Below are 18,837 nucleotides of genomic sequence, written 5' to 3'. Positions count from 1 at the left end.
GCTCTTGAACGACCATGGTCATTCAAGAGCGTAGTCGCAAAACGCCAGCTCAGCCTTTTGCGATCAGGGCCTGCACGGCTTCGATGGCGACATCGAGGCCGGCACGGTCAGCGCTGCGCAGCGTGGCATGGCCGACCTTGCGCCCGGCCTTGAAGGCCTTGCCGTAGTGATGCAGGTGGCAGTCGGCAATGGCGACGACCTGCTCCACCGGTGGCACTGCGCCGATGAAGTTGAGCATGGCGCTTTCGCCCAGCTTGGCGGTGGAGCCCAGCGGCAAGCCGGCGACAGCGCGCAGGTGGTTCTCGAACTGGCTGCACTCGGCACCTTCGATGGTCCAGTGCCCGGAGTTGTGCACGCGCGGGGCGATCTCGTTGGCCTTGAGGCCGCCATCCACCTCGAAGAACTCGAAGGCCAGCACGCCGACGTAATCGAGCCTGTCCAGCACACGGCCGACGTAATCCTCGGCCAGCGCCTGCAGCGGGTGCTCGGTGCTGGCGATGGACAGGGCGAGGATGCCGCTATCGTGGGTGTTGTGCACCAGTGGGTAGAAACGCGTTTCGCCATCGCGGGCACGCACGGCGATCAGCGACACCTCGCCGCTGAAGGGTACGAAGCCTTCGAGGATGCACGGCACGCTGCCCAGTTCAGCGAAGGCGCCAGTGACGTCTTCCAGCTTGCGCAGCACTTTCTGGCCCTTGCCGTCATAGCCCAGGGTGCGGGTCTTCATCACCGCCGGCAGGCCGATGCTGGCGACTGCCGCGTCGAGGTCGGCCTGCGACTGGATATCGGCGAACTCCGGCGTGGGGATGCCCAGCTCGCGGAACATGGACTTCTCGAACCAGCGATCGCGGGCGATACGCAGCGCCTCGGCGCTCGGATAGACCGGCACGAACTGCGAGAGGAAGGCCACGGTTTCGGCCGGCACGCTCTCGAACTCGAAGGTGACCAGATCCACCTCGTCGGCCGGCTGGCGCAGGTGATCCTGGTCGCCGTAGTCGGCGCGGATATGCTCGCCGAGTGCCTGGGCGCAGGCGTCCGGCGCCGGGTCGAGGAAGGCGAAGCTCATGCCCAGCGGGGTGCCCGCCAGGGCCATCATGCGGCCCAACTGGCCGCCACCGATCACACCGATCTTCATTGCTTCAGGCCTCGCGCGGATCCGGATTGTTCAGCACGGTCTCGGTCTGTTCCTGGCGGAACTGCTTGAGCGCGGCATGGAACTGCGGGTACTGATGGCCGAGGATGCTGGCGGCGAGTAGGGCGGCGTTGGCCGCGCCGGCCTTGCCGATGGCCAGGGTGGCGACCGGCACGCCAGCGGGCATCTGCACGATCGACAGCAGCGAGTCGACGCCCGAGAGCATGGACGACTGCACCGGCACGCCGAGTACCGGCAGATGAGTCTTGGCCGCACACATGCCCGGCAGGTGGGCCGCGCCACCGGCACCGGCGATGATCACCTGAATGCCACGGGCCTCGGCCTCTTCGGCGTACTGGAACAGCAAATCCGGGGTGCGGTGGGCGGACACCACCTTGACCTCGTGGGGGATGCCCAGCCGGTCCAGCATTTCGGCGGTGTGGCTAAGGGTGGACCAATCGGACTTGGAGCCCATGATCACGCCAACCAGTGCGCTCATCGTCGTGCCTCTTCATCTCGGGCGCCATGCGGCGCGTCATAGGTGTGCCCAGCAGGGCGCGTCAAAAACCAACAAGCCACGCGGGCAGGCCAGCGTGGCTTGTGATGATTCGGTTGGCCGGGCGTTGCCGGCCGAAGGCCGCGCAGTATAACGCAAAGGCGCGATGGGCGGGCATTGCCCATGACCGTTTGTCACGCCAACGGCAGCGCGCCGGGAAATCACTCAAACCTTGCTCTGGAGCAATGTCGACGAGTACCAGGCGCGCACACTGGCCAGACACTCGCATGCAAGAGGAACAGCGCATGAACCAGACCATGAAAGCCGCCGTCGTCCACGCCTTCGGGCAGCCGCTGCGTATCGAGGAGGTGAAGACGCCGCTGCCAGGCCCAGGGCAGATTCTGGTGAAGATCGAAGCGTCAGGCGTGTGCCATACCGACCTGCACGCCGCCGAGGGCGACTGGCCGGTGAAACCCAGCTTGCCATTCATTCCCGGCCATGAGGGGGTCGGCTACGTGGCGGCGGTCGGCAGCGGCGTGACCCGTGTGAAGGAAGGCGACCGGGTCGGCGTGCCCTGGCTGTACAGCGCCTGCGGCTGCTGCGAACACTGCCTGACCGGCTGGGAAACACTTTGCGAAAGCCAGCAGAACACTGGCTATTCGATCAACGGCGGCTATGCCGAATACGTGCTGGCCGACCCCAACTATGTCGGCATTCTGCCGAAGAACGTCGAGTTCCTGGAAATCGCGCCGATTCTTTGCGCCGGGGTGACGGTGTACAAAGGGCTCAAGGAAACCAAGGCCCGACCCGGCCAGTGGGTGGCGATCTCCGGTATCGGCGGCCTCGGCCACGTGGCCGTGCAGTACGCCCGCGCCATGGGCCTGCATGTCATCGCAGTGGATGTCGATGACGCCAAGCTGGAGCTGGCACGCAAGCTCGGCGCCAGCCTGACCATCAATGCGCGCAAGGAGAACCCGGCCGAGGTGGTGCAACGGGATATCGGCGGTGCTCATGGCGTGCTGGTCACCGCGGTATCCAACGCGGCCTTCGGCCAGGCCATCGGCATGGCGCGTCGCCACGGCACGGTGGCCCTGGTCGGCCTGCCGCCGGGTGACTTCCCCACGCCGATCTTCGATGTGGTGCTCAAGGCCATCCACATCACCGGCTCCATCGTCGGTACCCGTGCCGACCTGCAGGAAGCACTGGATTTCGCCGATGAGGGTCTGGTCAAGGCCACGGTGCACAGCGACAGCCTGGACAACATCAACGGCATCTTCGATCAGATGCGCCAAGGCCAGATCGAAGGGCGCGTGGTGTTGAGCTTCTGACGCTTGCGGGGAAAGCGCCAAGGATTGGCACTTCTCCTACAAACCGGACGAGGACGAGCGCACAGAATGCCGGCAGACGGTTGCCTATACTGAGTGCCCCCTCATCCGTACAAGGACGTGCCACTCATGAAACATGCGTTACCGTTTTTCGCCCTTGCGCTGCTCTCCCTCCAGGTAAGCGCTCTCGAACTGGCCAAACATCCGCAGGTATTCGATGCCGGCAAGGGCGTCAGCCTGGCCCTGGCCCCCACCGCCGACGGCAAGCAGGCCCTAGTGCAGGTGCGTGGTATCAACCATCCGCTCGATGAAGTGGTGTTCCTCACCGAGGTGCAGGAGCTGGGTAACGAGCAACGCGATTACGGTATCCGCCTCGACGGTCGCGACTACAACCTGCTGAACAAGCGTCGCGCCTGGGGCGGCGAAAGCTACCAGCTCAACCTGCCCGATACCCAGGGCTTCGAGCTCAGCTATGACGAGGAAAAGTCCAAGGCGCTCAAGCCTGCCGACCTGCTCGCCCTCTATGAAAAACAGGAAAAGGACGGCGTACAGGCTCGCCTGGCGGCCTTTGACCGCAAGCAGCGTGTGGCCGATTACAGTGCCCGCCTGCAAGAGATGGACAGCGAAGCGTCCAAGGCCTGCGGCACCCCATTAGCGACCCAGGTTGACTGGAGCGCGCTCAGCGACGAACAACTGATCGGCCTCAGCGTACCGAGCTTCTGCGGCGAGGTGGTCAATCAGATGGCCTACCTGTGCGAAAAGGACGATCGCTACAAGGCCGAAGCCAAGACTCTGAAGGGTGTCGACTGCCGCTTCGGCGAACGGCTGAAGCTTCACGAGAAGGACGGCCGGCTGCAGCTCACCACCCATGCCGATGAAGCCAACCAGGGCGACTTCATCAACGCCATTCTGCGTAACCGCTGAGCAGTTGCTGACAGCCTGAAGCCCATAAGTGGCGGCATGTTTCTTGCGTTCTTTTGCTGACCCACGCAAACGGAACGCATCATGTTGCATGCCCCGCTGACGACCCTGCATGTGGTTTTTCTGATCCTGCAACGTTTCGCCGACCAGCCCGAGCTGCGCCCGCAGTTGCTGGCCGGGAGCGGAATTGGTGCGGCCGATCTGGACAATGCCGACGCACGCATCACCCGAGTGCAGGAGCTGCAGGTATGTGCCAACGCCCTGGCCCTGCGCGCCGATCTGGGGCTGGAGCTGGGACGCAGCCTGCACGTTTCCTCCTATGGGCTGCTGGGTTACGCCGCGCTGTCGGCTGATACCCTTGGTGACGCCTTGCGCCTGCTGCTGCAATACCCGGCATTGCTCGGTACCTACTTCCGCCTGGAGCTGTTGGTGGACGACGATCTGGCCTGGATACGCGCCAGCGACTATCGCGACCGTGCGGCGCTGGAAGCTTTCAACGTAGAGATGTGCCTGGCGTCGATGAAGCTCACCTGCGATGAGTTGCTCGGCCAGCCCTTGCCCGTCAGCCAGGCGTGCTTTCGCCACCCGCGCCCAGGCTATGCCGCGCGCTACGCCGATAGCTTTCCCTGTACGCTGGTCTTCGCCGCCAGCGCCAACGCCTTCGCCTTCCCCGCGGCGCTTCTGGAACGCCGCCTGCCGCTGGCCGACAGCGTCACCCATGGCGCCATGATCGAGCGTTGCCGTCGCCAGAACGCCGAGTTCAGCAGTCGCCAGGCCTGGCTGGAGCGAGTGCGCCAGTTGCTCGCCGCACAACTGGCTGAGCCACCGGGGCTGGAGAACCTGGCGCAGCAGATGCACTGCTCGCCGCGCACCCTGCGCCGCCATCTGCAGGAGCTGGACACCAGCTACCAGGGCCTGCTCGACGAGCTGCGCTTCGAGCGCGCCAAGGCATTGCTCAGCGAAGAGCAATGGCCGGTGTACCGCATCGCCGAGGTACTCGGCTTCAGCGAGACGGCCAGCTTCCGCCATGCCTTTCAGCGCTGGAGTGGCGTAGCGCCGAGTCGCTTTCGCGCGTAGGGCTGGTGCGCATGGCGCACCCTACGAGCCGGCACGGCGCATGCCTTTGTAGGGTGCGCCGCGCGCACCGGCCCCTTACTCCTCCACCTGCACGTTGCGATACATCTGCAAGCGCGCCGCTTCGTGCAAACCGCGGCTGAGTCCCAACAAACGGTTGAATTCCTCGGGGTGGCGTTCGGCGACGTTGTCGCGCGGTGTTGGCGAGCGCAGGTCGTGCAGGGTCGGCGAGCTGCCGTCGTGCTGCATCTGCACGAGAAAATCTCGGGTCACCGCGCCGATCACCGGGAAAGTGCCTTCCTGCAGCACCAGCGGTACCACGCGCTCGCCTTCCGGCGCTGGCAGTTGCAGGTCGCGGCCGAGACCGCCGTTGTCGAAGGGCACGCCGACCAGGCCGGCCACCGTCGGCAGCAGATCGGCCAGGCCCACGGCTTCGTCGAATTCGCGCGGCGCCAGCCATTTCGGCGCGTGGATCAGCAGCGGCACGTTGTTGCTCTCCAGCCCCAGTTGCTCGAAGGCCGGCGCCATGTGCGGGATCTGGCTGATGCGGGTGTTGTGGTCGCCGAAGAAGACGAAAATGCTGTCGTCGTAAAAACCCTGCTCCTTGGCCAGCTCCATCAGACGGCCGATGTTGAAGTCCAGCAGGCGCACCGCGTTGTACTGCTCGACGCTGCGCGAGCCGGCCTGCTGCACCTGTTCCAGCGGCAGGTCGAGTGGCTCGAAACCGTCGTTGTCCTTGGGGATGGTGAAAGGGCGGTGGTTGCCAGAGGTCTGCAGGTAGGCGAAGAACGGCTTGTCCTTGGGCAGGGCGCCGAGGATGCGCGTGCTTTCCTTGAAGAAATCCAGGTCGGAGATACCCCACACATCCACCTGCGGCGACTGCCAGTGGCGCTCCTCGTAGAGCTGCACGCCGTCGATGCTCTGGCGGATCAGCGCGTTGATGTTGGCCCAGCCGGCGTTGCCGCCGATCATGTAGAACTTCTCATAGCCGTCGAGCGCATTGATCAGCGTGCGCTGGCGGGCGATCAGCGGATTGCGCGTGGCGGTCTCCTGGCGCGATACGTCGGGGATGCCGGTGATGCTCGCCCACACCGTCTTGGCGGTGCCGGTGACCGGCACGTAGAAGTGACGGAAGAACCAGCTTTGCTGGGCCAGGCGATCCAGATTCGGCGTCGGGTTCAGCGGGTTGCCGTAGGCGCCCACGGCGCTGGTGCCGAGGGATTCGAGCATGACGAAAATCACGTTGGGCGGGCGCTCGGCCTGGATGCGGTGTGCCTGCACCGGCTGGTGACGGAAGAAGTTCAGCCCCTGCGCATCGCGTTCGCTGACGCCCAGGTAATCGGCAACCACCGCGTAGTGTTCGCGCGTGGCGGCCTCGTCGAAGGCGGCGGGTTCGAGCTTGAGGGTGTCGAAGAGAAACAGCGCCGGGTTGAGGCCGAGCGCGCCGATCTGGCTGTTGCCGCTGTAGAAGGCGTCGCTCCAGCGCAGCGGCACCGGGTTTTCCAGGTTCAGCGCGCTGGCGCGGCCGAGCAGACCGAAGAACACCAGCACGCCCACCACTGCCGCACCACCGATTGCCGGCAATACGCCGACTCGCTGCGCTTGCGGGCGATCCAGAGTGATGTGTTCCAGACGCAGCAACGCCCAGGCCCACAGCGCCACACCGGCCAGCCAGGCCAGGGTTATCCACAGCACGGGGTAGGTCTGCCAGAGCATGCCGGCGGAGATCTGCGCATCGCCGGCAAAGCGCAGCACCGTGGCGTTGAGGCGCACGCCCAGATAGGCGTAGTGGCCGAAATCGATGATGTACAACAGGCCCAGCGCCGCCACGGCCAACACCAGGTAACCACGCAGCAGCCAGCGCACGGCGCGAAAACGCGCCAGGCGCAGCCTGGGCAAGGCCAGCAGAAGCCCTGCCGGCAGCATCAACAGCAGGGCCAGGCGCAGATCGAAGCGCAGGCCGATGCCGAGGGTGGGCAGCACGTCCGGGTCGCTGACGCTGTCGACGGCAGAAAAGCCCAGTACAAACAGCCCGCGCAGGGCGGCAAAGAGGACGAACAGCAGCGCCGTCAGGCCTGCCAGGTAATGCAGGCGGCGGGATTTCAGCCAGCTCATGCGAGGTTCCTTGTCGGACGGGCCAACAGCCAGCGTCCGCCTGCGATCAGCAGCGCGCCGAGGCTGTAGAGGGCCAGGTAGGGGTCGATCAGGTAGTCCCAATAGTTTGCCGAGGCACCCAGGCGCAGGGCGAAGGCCAGGGTCGCCAGTACCAGTGCCACGGCGCCGAACCAACTGCGCTGGACGATCAGCACCGCGCACAGCAGGCCCAGCACCAGCAGCATCGGCCGCGGCTCGAAGCCTAGCTGGTAGGGGTCGGCATAACTCAGGCCCAGCGCCGCCGGGTAGAGCAGCACGGCCAGGCCGGCGAACAGTGCCAGGCTGGCCAGGCGATCACGGGCGCCGGCAGGAGGCACGCCGAAGCGGCACAGGGTCGTCCAGCCGAGCAGCACCAGGCTGGCCACCGACAGGTCACCGATATAGGTGCGCAGGTGCAGCGCCAGACTGATGCCCTGCAGCGGCACCAGGCTGAGCAGCAGACAGCCCGTCAGCAGGATGCCGCGTTGTGTCGTATTGCGCGTCAGTCGCGTGAAGATCAGGAAAGCCAGCAGCGCAAAGGCCAGGTGCGGCAGCCAGAAGTCAGTCATGCGGGCGGCGCTCCGACAGCCAGGCCTCGTTGAAGGCCAGGTGCTTGATGAACATGTCGTTCCACGAATAGACCAGGTGGTAGGTACCCTCGCGGTCGCGGGTGAAGTAGGGGTACTCGTAGTCGAAGGTGCAGCCCTCGGCGCTGCACATGCGCGCGCTCACCCGCTCGAGGAACTGCGCCTGCTGCTCGGGCCTGCCGCCGCTGGCACGGAATTTCTCGCCGACCACGGCGGGAAATTCGTCGCGCGGGATCGGCTCGCCCCAGGGGTTGGGCGTCTCGTCCAGTTCGCCCAGGGTGCGCCAGTTGCCCAGCTTGGCGTCGGTGGCGTAGAGGGTCAGGCGGAAACGCCCGTCCTCCAGATCGTTCATCGCCACCAGCAGGCTGCCGTCGGGGCGACCGACCGCCGCCAGGGACGAGTTGGGGTTGCTCGGCTCGACCAGCTGCGGCCGGCTCCAGCTACGCCCGGCGTCCTCGCTGTAGCTGGCCAGCACACGGTGATGCGCTTCGCCGGCATAGCGCAGCAAGGCCACGGCGCGGCGCTCGTCCAGCGGCACCACGGTGGGTTGCAAGGAGTAGCGACCCTTGCCGATGCGGTACTTGCCCAGCACCTCACCCTTCGCGCTCAGGTGCAGATACTCGGGAAACTTGCCGAGGAACTCGTGGTACACCGGCAGGCCGATGCTGCCGTCGGCATGGAACACCGGCGCGGCGCGCACCAGGGTGCTGATGTTGAGAAAGGGGCTGGTGACCAGTTGGCGGGGCGCCGACCAGGTTTCACCGAGGTCATCGGAGACCATGGCGTTGACCGCACTGCCAGCCCAGCCGCCGAGCGACACCGAGACGTAGAACAGCCACAGGCGGTTGTCCGGTGCCAGACTGATCACCGGATTGCCCAGCTTGCGAATGTGCTTGCCGACCGCGCGTTGGGTGGCTTCACGGGTGGCCAGCACGCGCTCGGCGCTCCACTGGCCGCTGGTGGCATCGAAGCGCGCGGCGCGGATTTGCACGTCCGCGGCGCCTTCACGTGTGCCGGCGAACCAGGCCGCCATCAGGTCGCCGCCGGGCAGACCGGTGATCGAGGCGGAGTGGACGAAATCTTCCAGATCGGAGGAGGCGAAGTGCGCGGCCAGAGCCGGAGCTGTGTCGGTCGTCGGCTGCGCCGGCTGGCTGGCGAAGGGTGCCAGCACATGGGGCGCGGCGCTGAGCCAGGCGCAGACGAACACCGTGGCTGCACCCAGTAGCAGGGTGCAGGTCTTGAAGGTCGAGATCATGGTCGGTGGCTCAGGGATGTCTTGGCGATTCCAGGGATGACCTGGCGACTTCTTCTACTGGGCGGGCGTCGACCGGGTCGTAGTAGATCTCCAGCTTGCGGCCGTCACGGTCGAAGCCATAGATCTCGTAGCAGTGGCCGGGGGTAATGCGGAACTTGGTGATCTGCACGCCCTGGCGTTTCATCTGCTCGCGAAACTGCGACTCGGGCATCCAGGCGCTGCGGTCGGGGCGGGCGCAGTCGGCATCTGCCAGTAGCGGCGTGGCACCCAGCAGGAGCAGGCTGCCCAGAGTGGCTCGGGCTAAAAGAGGCATGGCAGGTTCTCTTCAGGGAAGCGCCAGCCCTCAGGGCTGGCACCAGGATTGAGATCAGTCTTCGATCTCGGTCTTCACCGCCTTGCCGCTGACCGGGTCGTGGTAGATCTCAACCTTGCGGCCTTCCTTGTCGAAACCGTAGATCTCGTAGCAGTTGCCTTCGGTAACCTTGAACTTGTTGATCTTGTAGCCATCGGCCACGAGCTTGGCCTGGAACTGCTCGGGGTCTTGCCAGGTGGAGCGGTCGGCTGTGGTGCATTCGGTCTTGGCGAAGGCCGGGGCGGCGCAGGCCAGCAGGGCGGAAACGAGCAATAGGCGACGCATGGTGAGCTCCTGAGAGGTGTCGGAGCCGCCACCTTCGGCGCGCTGGCTTAACGAAAACTTAAGGCTCACACCCCGTTACATCTTGCCGGCGAGCATCCCTGTGCCCGTGCAACTTGGCCATTTCGATCCCCTTTTGGCCATTAGCAGCGTTCTCCAGCACGGCGCGACGAACGAACAATGCAGGCATAACAACGAGCCTGGAGCGCTTTGCATGCTCACTTACTACAGTGACGACCACCACCTGCACCACGGCAAATGCGAGCTGATCGACGGGCAACTGCTGCCCTGCTTCGAGATGCCGCAACGCGCCGACCATATCCTCGCCCGCGTCAAGCAGCGCCAACTCGGCGAAGTGCGCGCGCCCAAGGATTTCGGCCTGGCGCCCATCGAGCGCATCCACAGCAAGGCTTACCTGGAGTTCTTCCAGGGTGCCTGGGCGCGCTGGCAGGCGCAGGGCGGCAAGGGTGACCTGCTGCCCTTCACTTGGCCGGCGCGCACCCTGCGACGGATGATCCCCAACGACCTGCACGGCCAGCTCGGCTACTACAGCTTCGACGGCGGCGCCCCGATCACCGCCGGCACCTGGCAGGCCGCCTACAGCGCTGCGCAGGTGGCGCTCAGCGCCCAGGCCGAGATCGCCCACGGCGTCCACAGCACCTTCGCCCTGTGCCGGCCGCCAGGCCACCACGCCGCTGGCGACGTGATGGGCGGCTATTGCTACCTGAACAATGCCGCCATCGCCGCCCAGGCCTTCCTCGATCAGGGCCGCAAAAAGGTGGCCATCCTCGATGTCGACTACCACCACGGCAACGGCACCCAGGACATCTTCTACCAGCGCAGCGACGTGCTGTTCGCCTCGATCCACGGCGACCCGGCCGAGGAGTTCCCATTCTTCCTCGGCTACGCCGACGAACTGGGCGAAGGCGCCGGCGAGGGCTACAACTTCAATTACCCACTGCCCATGGGCAGCACCTGGGAAACTTGGAGCGCGGCACTGGAGCAGGCCTGCCAGCGCATCGCCGACTACGGCGCCGAGGTGCTGGTGGTATCGCTGGGCGTGGACACCTACATGGAAGACCCGATCTCGCAGTTCAAGCTCGACAGCCCGGACTATCTGGCCATGGGCAAGCGCATCGCCGCGCTGGGCCTGCCGACGCTATTCATCATGGAAGGCGGCTATGCGGTTGAGGCCATCGGGGTCAACGCGGTGAACGTGCTGGAAGGGTTCGAGGGCGCGTAATTGGCGCTTTTCCATGCACCGGGCGTCAGACCTGGCATTGCAACAGTGGACGGATAAAGCGTCAGCTACGCGCCCGGTCCACCCTACCAAAAGACCAACAACGACACTTCAGGGGTGAGAAACGATGAAAGCCATCCAACAGATGCTCGGCGCCGCCTTGTGCGGCGCCACCCTGCTCAGCGGTGCGGTGCAGGCCAAGGAGCTGCGCGTGTACAACTGGGCGGACTACATCTTGCCATCCGTGCCCAAGGACTTTCAGAAGGAAACCGGTACCCAGATCACCTGGGACACCTTCGAGACCAACGAGGCGCTGGAGGCCAAGCTGCTCACCGGCAACTCCGGCTACGACCTGGTGATCCCCTCCAACCAGTTCCTCGAAACCCAGATCAAGGCCGGTGTGTTCGCCCCGCTGGACAAGTCGAAGATCCCCAACTGGAAGAACCTCGACCCAGCGCTGCTCAAGCTGCTGGAGAAGAACGACCCGGGCAACCAGTACGGCGTGCCCTACATGTACGGCACCGTACTGATCGGCTACAACCCGGACAAGGTCAAGGCGGCGCTGGGCGATGATGCCCCGGTCAATAGCTGGGATCTGGTGTTCAAGCCCGAGTACATGGAGAAGCTGAAATCCTGCGGCGTGGCCATGCTCGACTCGCCCACCGAGATCATTCCCATCGCCCTGCACTACCTGGGACTCGACCCCAACAGCACCAACCCGGCCGACTATGAGAAGGTCACCGAGCTGCTGCTCAAGGTGCGCCCCTACGTCACCTACTTCCATTCCGCCAAGTACATGACCGATATCGCCAACGGCGACATCTGCGTGGCCATCGGTTACTCCGGCAGCTTCTACCAGTTCGCCAACCGCGCCAAGGAAGCTGGCAACGGGGTGAAGATCAACTGGCGCCTGCCCAAGGAGGGCGCGCCGATCTGGTTCGACACCTGGGCCATCCCCAAGAGCGCGCAGAACGTCGACGAGGCCCATGCCTTCATCAACTACCTGCTCGACCCGAAAGTGATCGCGCCGATCAGCGATTTTCTCGGCTACCCCAACCCCAACGTGCCAGGCATGAAGCTGGTGAGCAAGGAGATCGCCGCCGACCCTGATCTGACCCCAACGCCGGAGATGCAGAAATCACTGTACGTGGTGCAGCCTCTGCCACAGAAGATCGAACGCGTACGCACACGGGCGTGGACCTCGATCAAGTCGGGCAAATAACGACCCTATAACGATGGAGCCCACGCTTTGCGTGGGCTCCATCGGTTGCGAGGCGCCGCGTCGTGCCTGGTGCTGCTGGCTGCTGGCTGCTGGCTGCTGGCTGCTGTGACAATCGTGATGGACGCGGAGCGTCCTGGGCTGCGTTACCACGCGGAGCGTGGGAGCAATCATGTGCCTTCGCGGGTGCGTTGGTCTTGACGACCGCACCCCAACCAACGAATAGACGCTGCAGAAATAGTGGCCATGTCACATTACTGCCCTGGACTGGCGTCTCCAACTGATCGACACTCTGGCCCAGCGTTACCCCTGTGCAATGGAAGCCCTTGAAAGCTGTTAAAGCTTCGAGACGAGGACACGATATGGACAATCTCTATCCCGCCGGGCCCAGCGATGTGCCGGCAAACCTGACCCGCCCCAGCTCCCTCTACAAACGCCAGGCCTGGCTCGCCGTCGGCAGCCTGGCATTGTTCGTCACACTGTACTTCGCCTTGGCCGGCTGGTTCGGCTGGACCGCCTGGCGCTTGATCAACAGCGGCCTGGCCGGTAGCGAAGAAGCCTTCGTGCATTTCCTGGTGGGTGGCTGCTCCGCCTTCCTCTGCGTGTTCATGCTCAAGGCCCTGCTCTTCGTCGAACGCGGCGGTGCGCCGAACCATGTCGAGCTGCGCCCTGAAGAACAGCCACAGCTATTCGCCTTTATCTACCGACTGGCCGACGAGGCCGGTGCACCACGGCCTCACCGCGTGTATCTCTCGGCGCGGGTCAATGCGGCGGTGTTCTATGACCTGTCGGTGGTCAACCTCCTGTTTCCCTCGTGCAAGAACCTGGAAATAGGCCTGCCCCTGGTCAACATCCTCACCCTGAGCGAATTCAAGGCCGTGCTGGCCCACGAGTTCGGCCATTTCGCCCAGCGCTCCATGGCCATCGGCAGTTGGGTCTATATCGCCCAGCAGATCGCCTCGCACATCATCAGCAAGCGTGACGCCCTGGACAAGTTGCTGCGCGTGCTGTCGAAGTTCGACCTGCGCATCGCCTGGATCGGCTGGCTGCTGTCGTTGATCGTCTGGTCGATCCGCTCGCTGCTCGACACCCTGTTCCGCCTGGTGGTGCTGGCGCAACGCGCGCTGTCGCGGCAGATGGAGTTCCAGGCCGACCTGGTGGCGGTCTCCCTGACCGGCAGCGACGAGCTAGTGCATGCCCTGCACAAGCTGCAAGCCGCCGACGAGGCCTGGGATCGCACCCTGGCGTTCGCCAACGCCGAATACCAGCAAGGCCGCTCGGTGCAGGATCTGTTCAGCATCCAGACCCAGGTGCTGGAAAGGGTCACGCAGATTCTCAATGACCCCAGCTACGGCAAGGTTCCGCCTCGCACCAGCAACGCGCCCGAGCAGCACCGCGTGTTCGTTTCCGGTTTCGCCCAACCGCCGCAGATGTGGTCGACCCACCCGGCCAACAGCGACCGCGAAGAAAATGCCAAGCGCCTGTACCTGCCCGCTCCGCACGACGAGCGCAGCGCCTGGGTGCTGTTCGACGAGCCGACGGCGCTGCGCCAGCGCCTGACCAGTGACTTCTTCCACGGCGCGCAGCTCGAGCCCGTCACCCTGGAAGAATCCCTGCGCAACCTGGCCGACCGCTACGACATGCTGCAATACGCCCCCGACTACCAGGGCGCCTACCTGGGCCGCAGCCTGACGCGCCATGCCGAACAGGCCGCCGAGCTCTATCAGGACTCGACGCCCATCACCGATCTGTACGGCGCGTTGCAGGCCCTCTATCCGCCCAGCCTCAGCCAGCAGCTCCACCAACTGCGCGCTCTGGAAGAAGAGCGCGGCATGCTGCAAGCGCTGCGCGACAAGGTCTACAAGGCCGCTGGTGGCAGCATCGTGTTTCGTGGCAGCAGCGTTGCCCGTCGCGACCTGCCGCGCCTGATCGAGCAGGTCAGCGAGGAGGCCGAAGCCCTGCGCCAGGAGATCCTAGGCCATGATCGACGCTGCCGGGCCACCCACCTGGCTATCGCCGAACGGTTCGGCAGCGGTTGGCCGGCCTACCTGATCGGCCTGATCGAAGTGCTGCACTATGCCGAACACAGCCTGGCCGACCTGCGCGATGCGCAGGGCCTGCTCGCCAATGTCACCGCCGTGGTGCTGGCCGACGGCAAGGTCAGCTCCCGCGAGCTCAAGCGCCTGTTGCAGACGGCCAATGCGCTGCATCGGGTGATGGCGGCCATCCACGAAGACAAACAGCTCGTGGTGCTCGATGAGCCGCTGCTGAAGCGGCTGGGCATCGACTCCTGGGCGGCCTCGCTCGAGGACTTCACCCTGCCGCAGGCGAGCACCGACAACGTCAACGAATGGATGCAGGTGATCGATGGCTGGGGCAATAGCCTCGCCGCCCAGCTATCCGGCCTGTGCAGCGCCACCCTGGAGCAGTTGCTGCACAGCGAAGCCGAACTGGCTCGCCACCTGCGGCAGAACAGCCAGCCCGAGGCGGCACCGACACCGGCTCGCCACCCACAACGCTACGCCGTGCTCCTGCCCGGCCAGGAGCGCAAGCGCCAGTTGAAGCTGGACTGGTGGGATCGCTTCCAAATTGCCGATGGTGCCTTCGCCACCAGCATGCGCCTGCTGGTGGCAGCGCTGATCGTCGGTGCTGTGCTCGGCTTCGGCAGCCTGACCGGCGTAGACACCAAAGTCGCGGTGTACAACGGCCTGGGCACCAGCGTGCAGGTACGTATTGGCAAGCAGAGCGCGGTGGTCGGGCCCTACTCGTCCACCGAGTTCAAGACCGAGTTCACCCCCAACACCCAGGTGAGCGCTCGTACCCTCGATGGTCAGTTGATCGAAACTTTCAAGCCCAGCCTGGGCAACCCGGGGCTGCATTACGTCTACAACGTCGCCGGCGCCAGCCCGTTGGTTGCCTGGACGGCCTCATACGGCAATGCCGCCGAGGAAGAACCGCGCTTTCTCGGTGCGCCGCGCTGGCTCGACGCCCGTGCCGACTTCTTCTTCACCGACCCGCCCGAGTCCATCAGCAGCAAGAGCGGTGGTGCCACACGCCATATCCTTAGTGGCATGGGCGACAGCACACCCGAGGAGGTTCTCAAGCTGGTCGGCAACGAAGCACAAGCGCAACAGATCATCCAGGCCCATGTACGCTGGGATGCACCGGACGCGACCCATGCCAACCTCTGGAAAGCCTATGCCGGCAAGACGCCTTGATTGCGAAGCCGACGGAGCGCTGTAGGAGCGAAGAAGGCGCCTAGCCTAATGCCAGTCAGTTAAGGCTGTACGCGTTTGGCTCCCCTCTCCCGTTTACGGGAGAGGGGCTGGGGGAGAGGGGACTGATCGTAGCCAGTCGGCGCTTAACTGATCGGCATTAGGCACCTAACCTTCATTCGCGATCACGGTCGCCCACGTTGCCCCCTGTCGCGAATGAATTTCTCCTACAGGATCTTGCGCGGCTCGTTGGCCTGGGCTCCAGATGCCTTTGCCGCGCCATACTGCACCAGCAGTACGCGGGCCATATAGCCGACCACGATGACATTGAGCACGAAGACGGCAACGCTCAGCAGGCTGGTATGAGCAACCATTTCATAGATCTCGAATGGCAAATAGATCGCCCCGCTGCCCAGGGCGAACCACTCGATCCAGACCAGCCCCCTCCACAGGCCATAGGCTTCGATCAGGCGAACGGCGGAATACGCCAGAGCGCCGAAGGCCAGCAGCGTCAGATCGACATTGGGCAGCACGCCCACGGCCTGAATGAAAATGCCGGGCAGGTGACTGGCAGGGTTCAGATGCGCATGGCTGACCAGCGCCTCAGCCAACTGCTGCAGATTCCGCCCCGCCAGCTCATGCAGCCCAAGCGCGACCAGAAGTGAAGCAAGGCCCTTGCAGGCCTCTATCGCGGCAATGACCCGAAGGCCGCTTCTCGTGGATGTCATCATTGACTCTTCAGTGTGTGCGCATCATTCATTACAGACCTTGTCTCGCCCTTTTGATAGCGGACTCCACTGCCGCCAGGGCCTGAGGGCTATTCTTCCAGCAGGTAGTTCTGAGCACGGAAGCCACCCTTTGGGCTATTTCCTTTGGCTCATGGCTCGCCAGTTCAGAGAATGAATCTATACCTATCTCCTCGAAGCGCTTGATGACCGTAGGCCCAACACCTTTCACGGCCAGTAGAGCGGCCTTTTCCGATTCACTGAATGCCATAACGATAACGCTCCAATAATCAGGATTAACCACAGGCGTAATCCACCACTTATCCCCCGACTTCCCCCGCCCCCAACTTGCGCCACAGCAAGCGCACCGCCGCCTTGCGCACCAGTGCGCAGCGGTAGAGGCGGATTTCCAGGGGGATCTGCCAGTGCTCGCCGCCACATATGGCCAGTTCGCCACGGGCCAGTTCGGCGGTGACCGACAGGCGCGGCACCCAGGCCACGCCCATGCCCTGCAGGGCCATGCTCTTGAGGCTGTCGGCCATGGCGGTTTCGTACACGGTGGTGGAGCGCAACACGCGCTGGCGCAGCAGCAGGTTCACCGAGCGACCGAGGAAGGCGCCAGCCGTGTAGGCCAGCAGCGGGATGGCCTGGCCGCTGTCGAGGTCGAACAGCGGCGCGCCACTCTTGTCGGTGGCGCAGACCGGCAGCATGGCGGTGGTGCCCAGGTGCAGGGAGGGGAAGATCTTCGGATCCATCTGCAAGGCGGCGTCGGGATCGTAGTAGGCGAGGATCAGGTCGCAGGCGCCTTCGCGCAGCGAGTGCACCGCCTCGCCGACGTTGGTCGCTACCAGGCGGGTGTTGAGTGGCAGGCCGTCGCGGCGCAGGTCGGCGATCCATTGCGGGAAGAAGCCCAGAGTCAGCGAGTGCGCCGCAGCGATCTGCAGCACTTCGCCCTGCTGGCCTTCCAGGTTATGCAGATGGCGCACCACCTCGCCGAGCTGCTCCACCAGGCTGCGCGCGGTGACCAGGAACAGCCGCCCGGCCTCGGTCAGTTCGACGGGGGTGCAGGAGCGATCCACCAGGGTCAGCCCGAGCATGGCTTCGAGGCTGCGGATGCGCCGACTGAATGCGGGCTGGGTGACGAAGCGCTTCTCGGCGGCCTGGGAGAAGCTGCGGGTGGCGGCCAGGGTGACGAAGTCTTCCAGCCATTTGGTTTCCAGATTCATTGCCGGCTCCGGGGCATGACACTGTGCGGCACGTAGCCCGGATGCAATCCGGGCTACGCGGTACGTCCGAAGTCGGACGGGCGTCACACACACATTATGCCGATTGCGCATAGGGCAGCAAGTAACGGCATTGGCCGGCCAAGCGCCAGAAACCTTACTCTATGGGCATCGCGGCACTTGCCGTATCTCCCAGAGAGCCTGTCTCATCATGTCCGCTGCTGCATCCTTCCGCGTCGAAAAAGACCTGCTTGGCACCCTCGAAGTCCCCGCCGATGCCTACTACGGCATCCAGACCCTGCGTGCGGTGCAGAACTTCCGACTGTCCGGTGTGACCCTGTCGCACTACCCCAAGCTGGTGATCGCGCTGGCCATGGTCAAGCAGGCTGCAGCCGACGCCAACCGTGAGCTGGGCCACCTCTCCGCTGCCAAACACACGGCGATCAGCACCGCTTGTGCACGCATCATCCAGGGTGAGTTCCACGATCAGTTCGTGGTGGACATGATCCAGGGCGGTGCCGGCACCTCGACCAACATGAACGCCAACGAGGTGATCGCCAACGTCGCCCTGGAAGCCATGGGTCATGAGAAGGGCGAGTACCAGTACCTGCACCCGAACAATGACGTGAACATGGCGCAGTCGACCAACGACGCCTACCCGACCGCCATCCGCCTGGGCCTGCTGCTGGGCCACGACAGCCTGCTCACCGCGCTGGACAAGCTGATCCAGTCGCTGGCGGCCAAGGGCCTGGAGTTCGGCCACGTGCTGAAGATGGGCCGCACCCAGCTTCAGGATGCGGTACCGATGACCCTCGGTCAGGAATTCCACGCCTTCGCCACCACCCTCGGCGAAGACCTGCAGCACCTGAAGATGCTCGCCCCGACCCTGCTGCACGAAGTCAACCTGGGCGGCACCGCCATCGGTACCGGCATCAATGCCGATCCGAAATACCAGGCCCTGGCGGTCAAGCGCCTGGGCGTGATCAGCGGCCATCCGGTCAAGCCGGCTGCCGACCTGGTCGAGGCCACCAGCGACATGGGCGCCTTCGTGCTGTTCTCCGGCATGCTCAAGCGCACCGCGGTGAAGCTGTCGAAGATCTGCAACGACCTGCGCCTGCTGTCCAGCGGCCCGCGCACCGGCATCAACGAGATCAACCTGCCGGCGCGTCAGCCGGGCAGTTCGATCATGCCGGGCAAGGTCAACCCGGTAATCCCCGAGGCGGTCAACCAGGTGGCCTTCGAGGTGATCGGCAACGACCTGGCGCTGACCATCGCCGCCGAGGGTGGCCAGTTGCAGTTGAACGTGATGGAGCCGCTGATCGCCTACAAGATCTTCGACTCGATCCGCCTGCTGACCCGCGCCATGGACATGCTGCGCGAGCTCTGCATCGACGGTATCACCGCCAACGAAGCGCACTGCCGCGCGCTGATGGAGAACTCCATCGGTCTGGTCACCGCGCTCAACCCCTACATCGGCTACGAGAACGCCACCCGTATCGCCAAGGTCGCGCTGGAAAGCGGTCGCGGCGTGCTGGAACTGGTGCGCGAGGAAAAACTGCTGGATGACGCCACCCTTGATGACATCCTGCGCCCCGAGAACATGATCGCACCGCGCCTGGTTCCACTGCAGGGCTGAACATGCGCATGACACACGCCGC

Annotated in this window: 16 protein-coding genes; 7 read left to right on the top strand and 9 right to left on the bottom strand. The window is 64.6% G+C overall.

Annotated elements, in window-relative coordinates:
* Nucleotides 1-49: 49 nt before the first annotated feature.
* Both PVE35_RS00405 and purE read right to left on the bottom strand, forming a co-directional pair.
* Nucleotides 50-1,135, bottom strand: coding sequence for a 5-(carboxyamino)imidazole ribonucleotide synthase (locus PVE35_RS00405; RefSeq protein WP_277373420.1), 1,086 nt, complete (start codon nt 1,133-1,135; stop codon nt 50-52).
* 4 nt (nt 1,136-1,139) lie between these two features.
* Complete coding sequence (gene purE, locus PVE35_RS00400) at nt 1,140-1,631, bottom strand: 5-(carboxyamino)imidazole ribonucleotide mutase (RefSeq protein ID WP_277373419.1); 492 nt, start codon at nt 1,629-1,631, stop codon at nt 1,140-1,142.
* 302 nt (nt 1,632-1,933) lie between these two features.
* Here purE and adhP point away from each other — a divergent pair, with 302 nt between their 5' ends.
* From adhP to PVE35_RS00385, 3 genes are all read left to right on the top strand, one after another.
* Nucleotides 1,934-2,956, top strand: a complete 1,023-nt coding sequence (adhP, locus tag PVE35_RS00395; protein ID WP_268180265.1) for an alcohol dehydrogenase AdhP — start codon at nt 1,934-1,936, stop codon at nt 2,954-2,956.
* 126 nt (nt 2,957-3,082) lie between these two features.
* Nucleotides 3,083-3,877: a hypothetical protein gene (locus PVE35_RS00390; RefSeq protein ID WP_268180263.1), complete on the top strand. Its 795-nt coding sequence runs from the start codon at nt 3,083-3,085 to the stop codon at nt 3,875-3,877.
* 81 nt (nt 3,878-3,958) lie between these two features.
* Nucleotides 3,959-4,951, top strand: coding sequence for an AraC family transcriptional regulator (locus tag PVE35_RS00385; RefSeq protein ID WP_268180262.1), 993 nt, complete (start codon nt 3,959-3,961; stop codon nt 4,949-4,951).
* A 75-nt stretch (nt 4,952-5,026) separates the two neighbouring features.
* Here the strand turns inward: PVE35_RS00385 and PVE35_RS00380 are convergent, their stop codons facing one another.
* The 5 genes from PVE35_RS00380 to PVE35_RS00360 are packed head-to-tail and all read right to left on the bottom strand — an operon-like array spanning nt 5,027 to nt 9,560.
* Nucleotides 5,027-7,063: an LTA synthase family protein gene (locus PVE35_RS00380; RefSeq protein ID WP_277373418.1), complete on the bottom strand. Its 2,037-nt coding sequence runs from the start codon at nt 7,061-7,063 to the stop codon at nt 5,027-5,029.
* Complete coding sequence (locus PVE35_RS00375; RefSeq protein WP_277373417.1) at nt 7,060-7,650, bottom strand: hypothetical protein; 591 nt, start codon at nt 7,648-7,650, stop codon at nt 7,060-7,062. Before PVE35_RS00375 ends, PVE35_RS00380 begins: the two co-directional genes overlap by 4 nt.
* Nucleotides 7,643-8,923 (bottom strand): sialidase family protein, encoded by a 1,281-nt coding sequence (locus PVE35_RS00370; RefSeq protein ID WP_277373416.1) that lies wholly within the window; start codon nt 8,921-8,923, stop codon nt 7,643-7,645. The genes PVE35_RS00375 and PVE35_RS00370 overlap by 8 nt, the downstream gene beginning before the upstream one ends.
* A gap of 10 nt (nt 8,924-8,933) precedes the next feature.
* On the bottom strand, nt 8,934-9,236 hold the full coding sequence (locus PVE35_RS00365; RefSeq protein WP_268180254.1) for a PepSY domain-containing protein: 303 nt from the start codon (nt 9,234-9,236) through the stop codon (nt 8,934-8,936).
* Between the two features lie 54 nt (nt 9,237-9,290).
* Nucleotides 9,291-9,560, bottom strand: coding sequence for a PepSY domain-containing protein (locus PVE35_RS00360; protein WP_268180252.1), 270 nt, complete (start codon nt 9,558-9,560; stop codon nt 9,291-9,293).
* Between the two features lie 211 nt (nt 9,561-9,771).
* Between PVE35_RS00360 and PVE35_RS00355 the strand changes: the two genes are divergently transcribed.
* The 3 genes from PVE35_RS00355 to PVE35_RS00345 all read left to right on the top strand — a co-directional run bounded on the left by PVE35_RS00355 (nt 9,772) and on the right by PVE35_RS00345 (nt 15,234).
* Nucleotides 9,772-10,800, top strand: a complete 1,029-nt coding sequence (locus PVE35_RS00355; RefSeq protein WP_277373415.1) for a histone deacetylase family protein — start codon at nt 9,772-9,774, stop codon at nt 10,798-10,800.
* A 124-nt stretch (nt 10,801-10,924) separates the two neighbouring features.
* Nucleotides 10,925-12,019 carry a polyamine ABC transporter substrate-binding protein gene (locus PVE35_RS00350; RefSeq protein ID WP_277373414.1) on the top strand — a complete coding sequence of 365 codons (1,095 nt, stop codon included), beginning with the start codon at nt 10,925-10,927 and terminating at the stop codon, nt 12,017-12,019.
* Between the two features lie 359 nt (nt 12,020-12,378).
* Nucleotides 12,379-15,234 carry a M48 family metallopeptidase gene (locus PVE35_RS00345; protein WP_277373413.1) on the top strand — a complete coding sequence of 952 codons (2,856 nt, stop codon included), beginning with the start codon at nt 12,379-12,381 and terminating at the stop codon, nt 15,232-15,234.
* A 224-nt stretch (nt 15,235-15,458) separates the two neighbouring features.
* Here PVE35_RS00345 and PVE35_RS00340 read toward each other — a convergent pair whose 3' ends face one another.
* Together PVE35_RS00340 and PVE35_RS00330 are read right to left on the bottom strand one after the other, a co-directional pair.
* A complete protein-coding gene (locus tag PVE35_RS00340; RefSeq protein WP_277373412.1) occupies nt 15,459-15,962 on the bottom strand; it encodes a DUF2127 domain-containing protein in 504 nt (167 codons plus the stop codon).
* Nucleotides 15,963-16,276: 314 nt separating this feature from the next.
* Nucleotides 16,277-17,182 carry a LysR substrate-binding domain-containing protein gene (locus tag PVE35_RS00330; RefSeq protein ID WP_277373411.1) on the bottom strand — a complete coding sequence of 302 codons (906 nt, stop codon included), beginning with the start codon at nt 17,180-17,182 and terminating at the stop codon, nt 16,277-16,279.
* Between the two features lie 208 nt (nt 17,183-17,390).
* Here PVE35_RS00330 and aspA point away from each other — a divergent pair, with 208 nt between their 5' ends.
* Nucleotides 17,391-18,815: an aspartate ammonia-lyase gene (aspA, locus tag PVE35_RS00325; RefSeq protein ID WP_268180239.1), complete on the top strand. Its 1,425-nt coding sequence runs from the start codon at nt 17,391-17,393 to the stop codon at nt 18,813-18,815.
* Nucleotides 18,816-18,837 lie beyond the last annotated feature (22 nt).

It is taken from the genome of Pseudomonas sp. AA-38, assembly GCF_029457475.1.
Taxonomy (GTDB): Bacteria; Pseudomonadota; Gammaproteobacteria; order Pseudomonadales; family Pseudomonadaceae; genus Aquipseudomonas.
Note: the sequence above shows the minus strand (reverse complement) of the source record. Positions and strands in the feature narration are given on the sequence as shown.

Coding starts and splice junctions, on each gene's coding strand:
- PVE35_RS00405 (WP_277373420.1), bottom strand. CDS start 1,135: ATGAAGATCGGTGTGATCGGTGGCGGCCAGTTGGGCCGCATGATGGCC.
- purE (WP_277373419.1), bottom strand. CDS start 1,631: ATGAGCGCACTGGTTGGCGTGATCATGGGCTCCAAGTCCGATTGGTCC.
- adhP (WP_268180265.1), top strand. CDS start 1,934: ATGAACCAGACCATGAAAGCCGCCGTCGTCCACGCCTTCGGGCAGCCG.
- PVE35_RS00390 (WP_268180263.1), top strand. CDS start 3,083: ATGAAACATGCGTTACCGTTTTTCGCCCTTGCGCTGCTCTCCCTCCAG.
- PVE35_RS00385 (WP_268180262.1), top strand. CDS start 3,959: ATGTTGCATGCCCCGCTGACGACCCTGCATGTGGTTTTTCTGATCCTG.
- PVE35_RS00380 (WP_277373418.1), bottom strand. CDS start 7,063: ATGAGCTGGCTGAAATCCCGCCGCCTGCATTACCTGGCAGGCCTGACG.
- PVE35_RS00375 (WP_277373417.1), bottom strand. CDS start 7,650: ATGACTGACTTCTGGCTGCCGCACCTGGCCTTTGCGCTGCTGGCTTTC.
- PVE35_RS00370 (WP_277373416.1), bottom strand. CDS start 8,923: ATGATCTCGACCTTCAAGACCTGCACCCTGCTACTGGGTGCAGCCACG.
- PVE35_RS00365 (WP_268180254.1), bottom strand. CDS start 9,236: ATGCCTCTTTTAGCCCGAGCCACTCTGGGCAGCCTGCTCCTGCTGGGT.
- PVE35_RS00360 (WP_268180252.1), bottom strand. CDS start 9,560: ATGCGTCGCCTATTGCTCGTTTCCGCCCTGCTGGCCTGCGCCGCCCCG.
- PVE35_RS00355 (WP_277373415.1), top strand. CDS start 9,772: ATGCTCACTTACTACAGTGACGACCACCACCTGCACCACGGCAAATGC.
- PVE35_RS00350 (WP_277373414.1), top strand. CDS start 10,925: ATGAAAGCCATCCAACAGATGCTCGGCGCCGCCTTGTGCGGCGCCACC.
- PVE35_RS00345 (WP_277373413.1), top strand. CDS start 12,379: ATGGACAATCTCTATCCCGCCGGGCCCAGCGATGTGCCGGCAAACCTG.
- PVE35_RS00340 (WP_277373412.1), bottom strand. CDS start 15,962: ATGATGACATCCACGAGAAGCGGCCTTCGGGTCATTGCCGCGATAGAG.
- PVE35_RS00330 (WP_277373411.1), bottom strand. CDS start 17,182: ATGAATCTGGAAACCAAATGGCTGGAAGACTTCGTCACCCTGGCCGCC.
- aspA (WP_268180239.1), top strand. CDS start 17,391: ATGTCCGCTGCTGCATCCTTCCGCGTCGAAAAAGACCTGCTTGGCACC.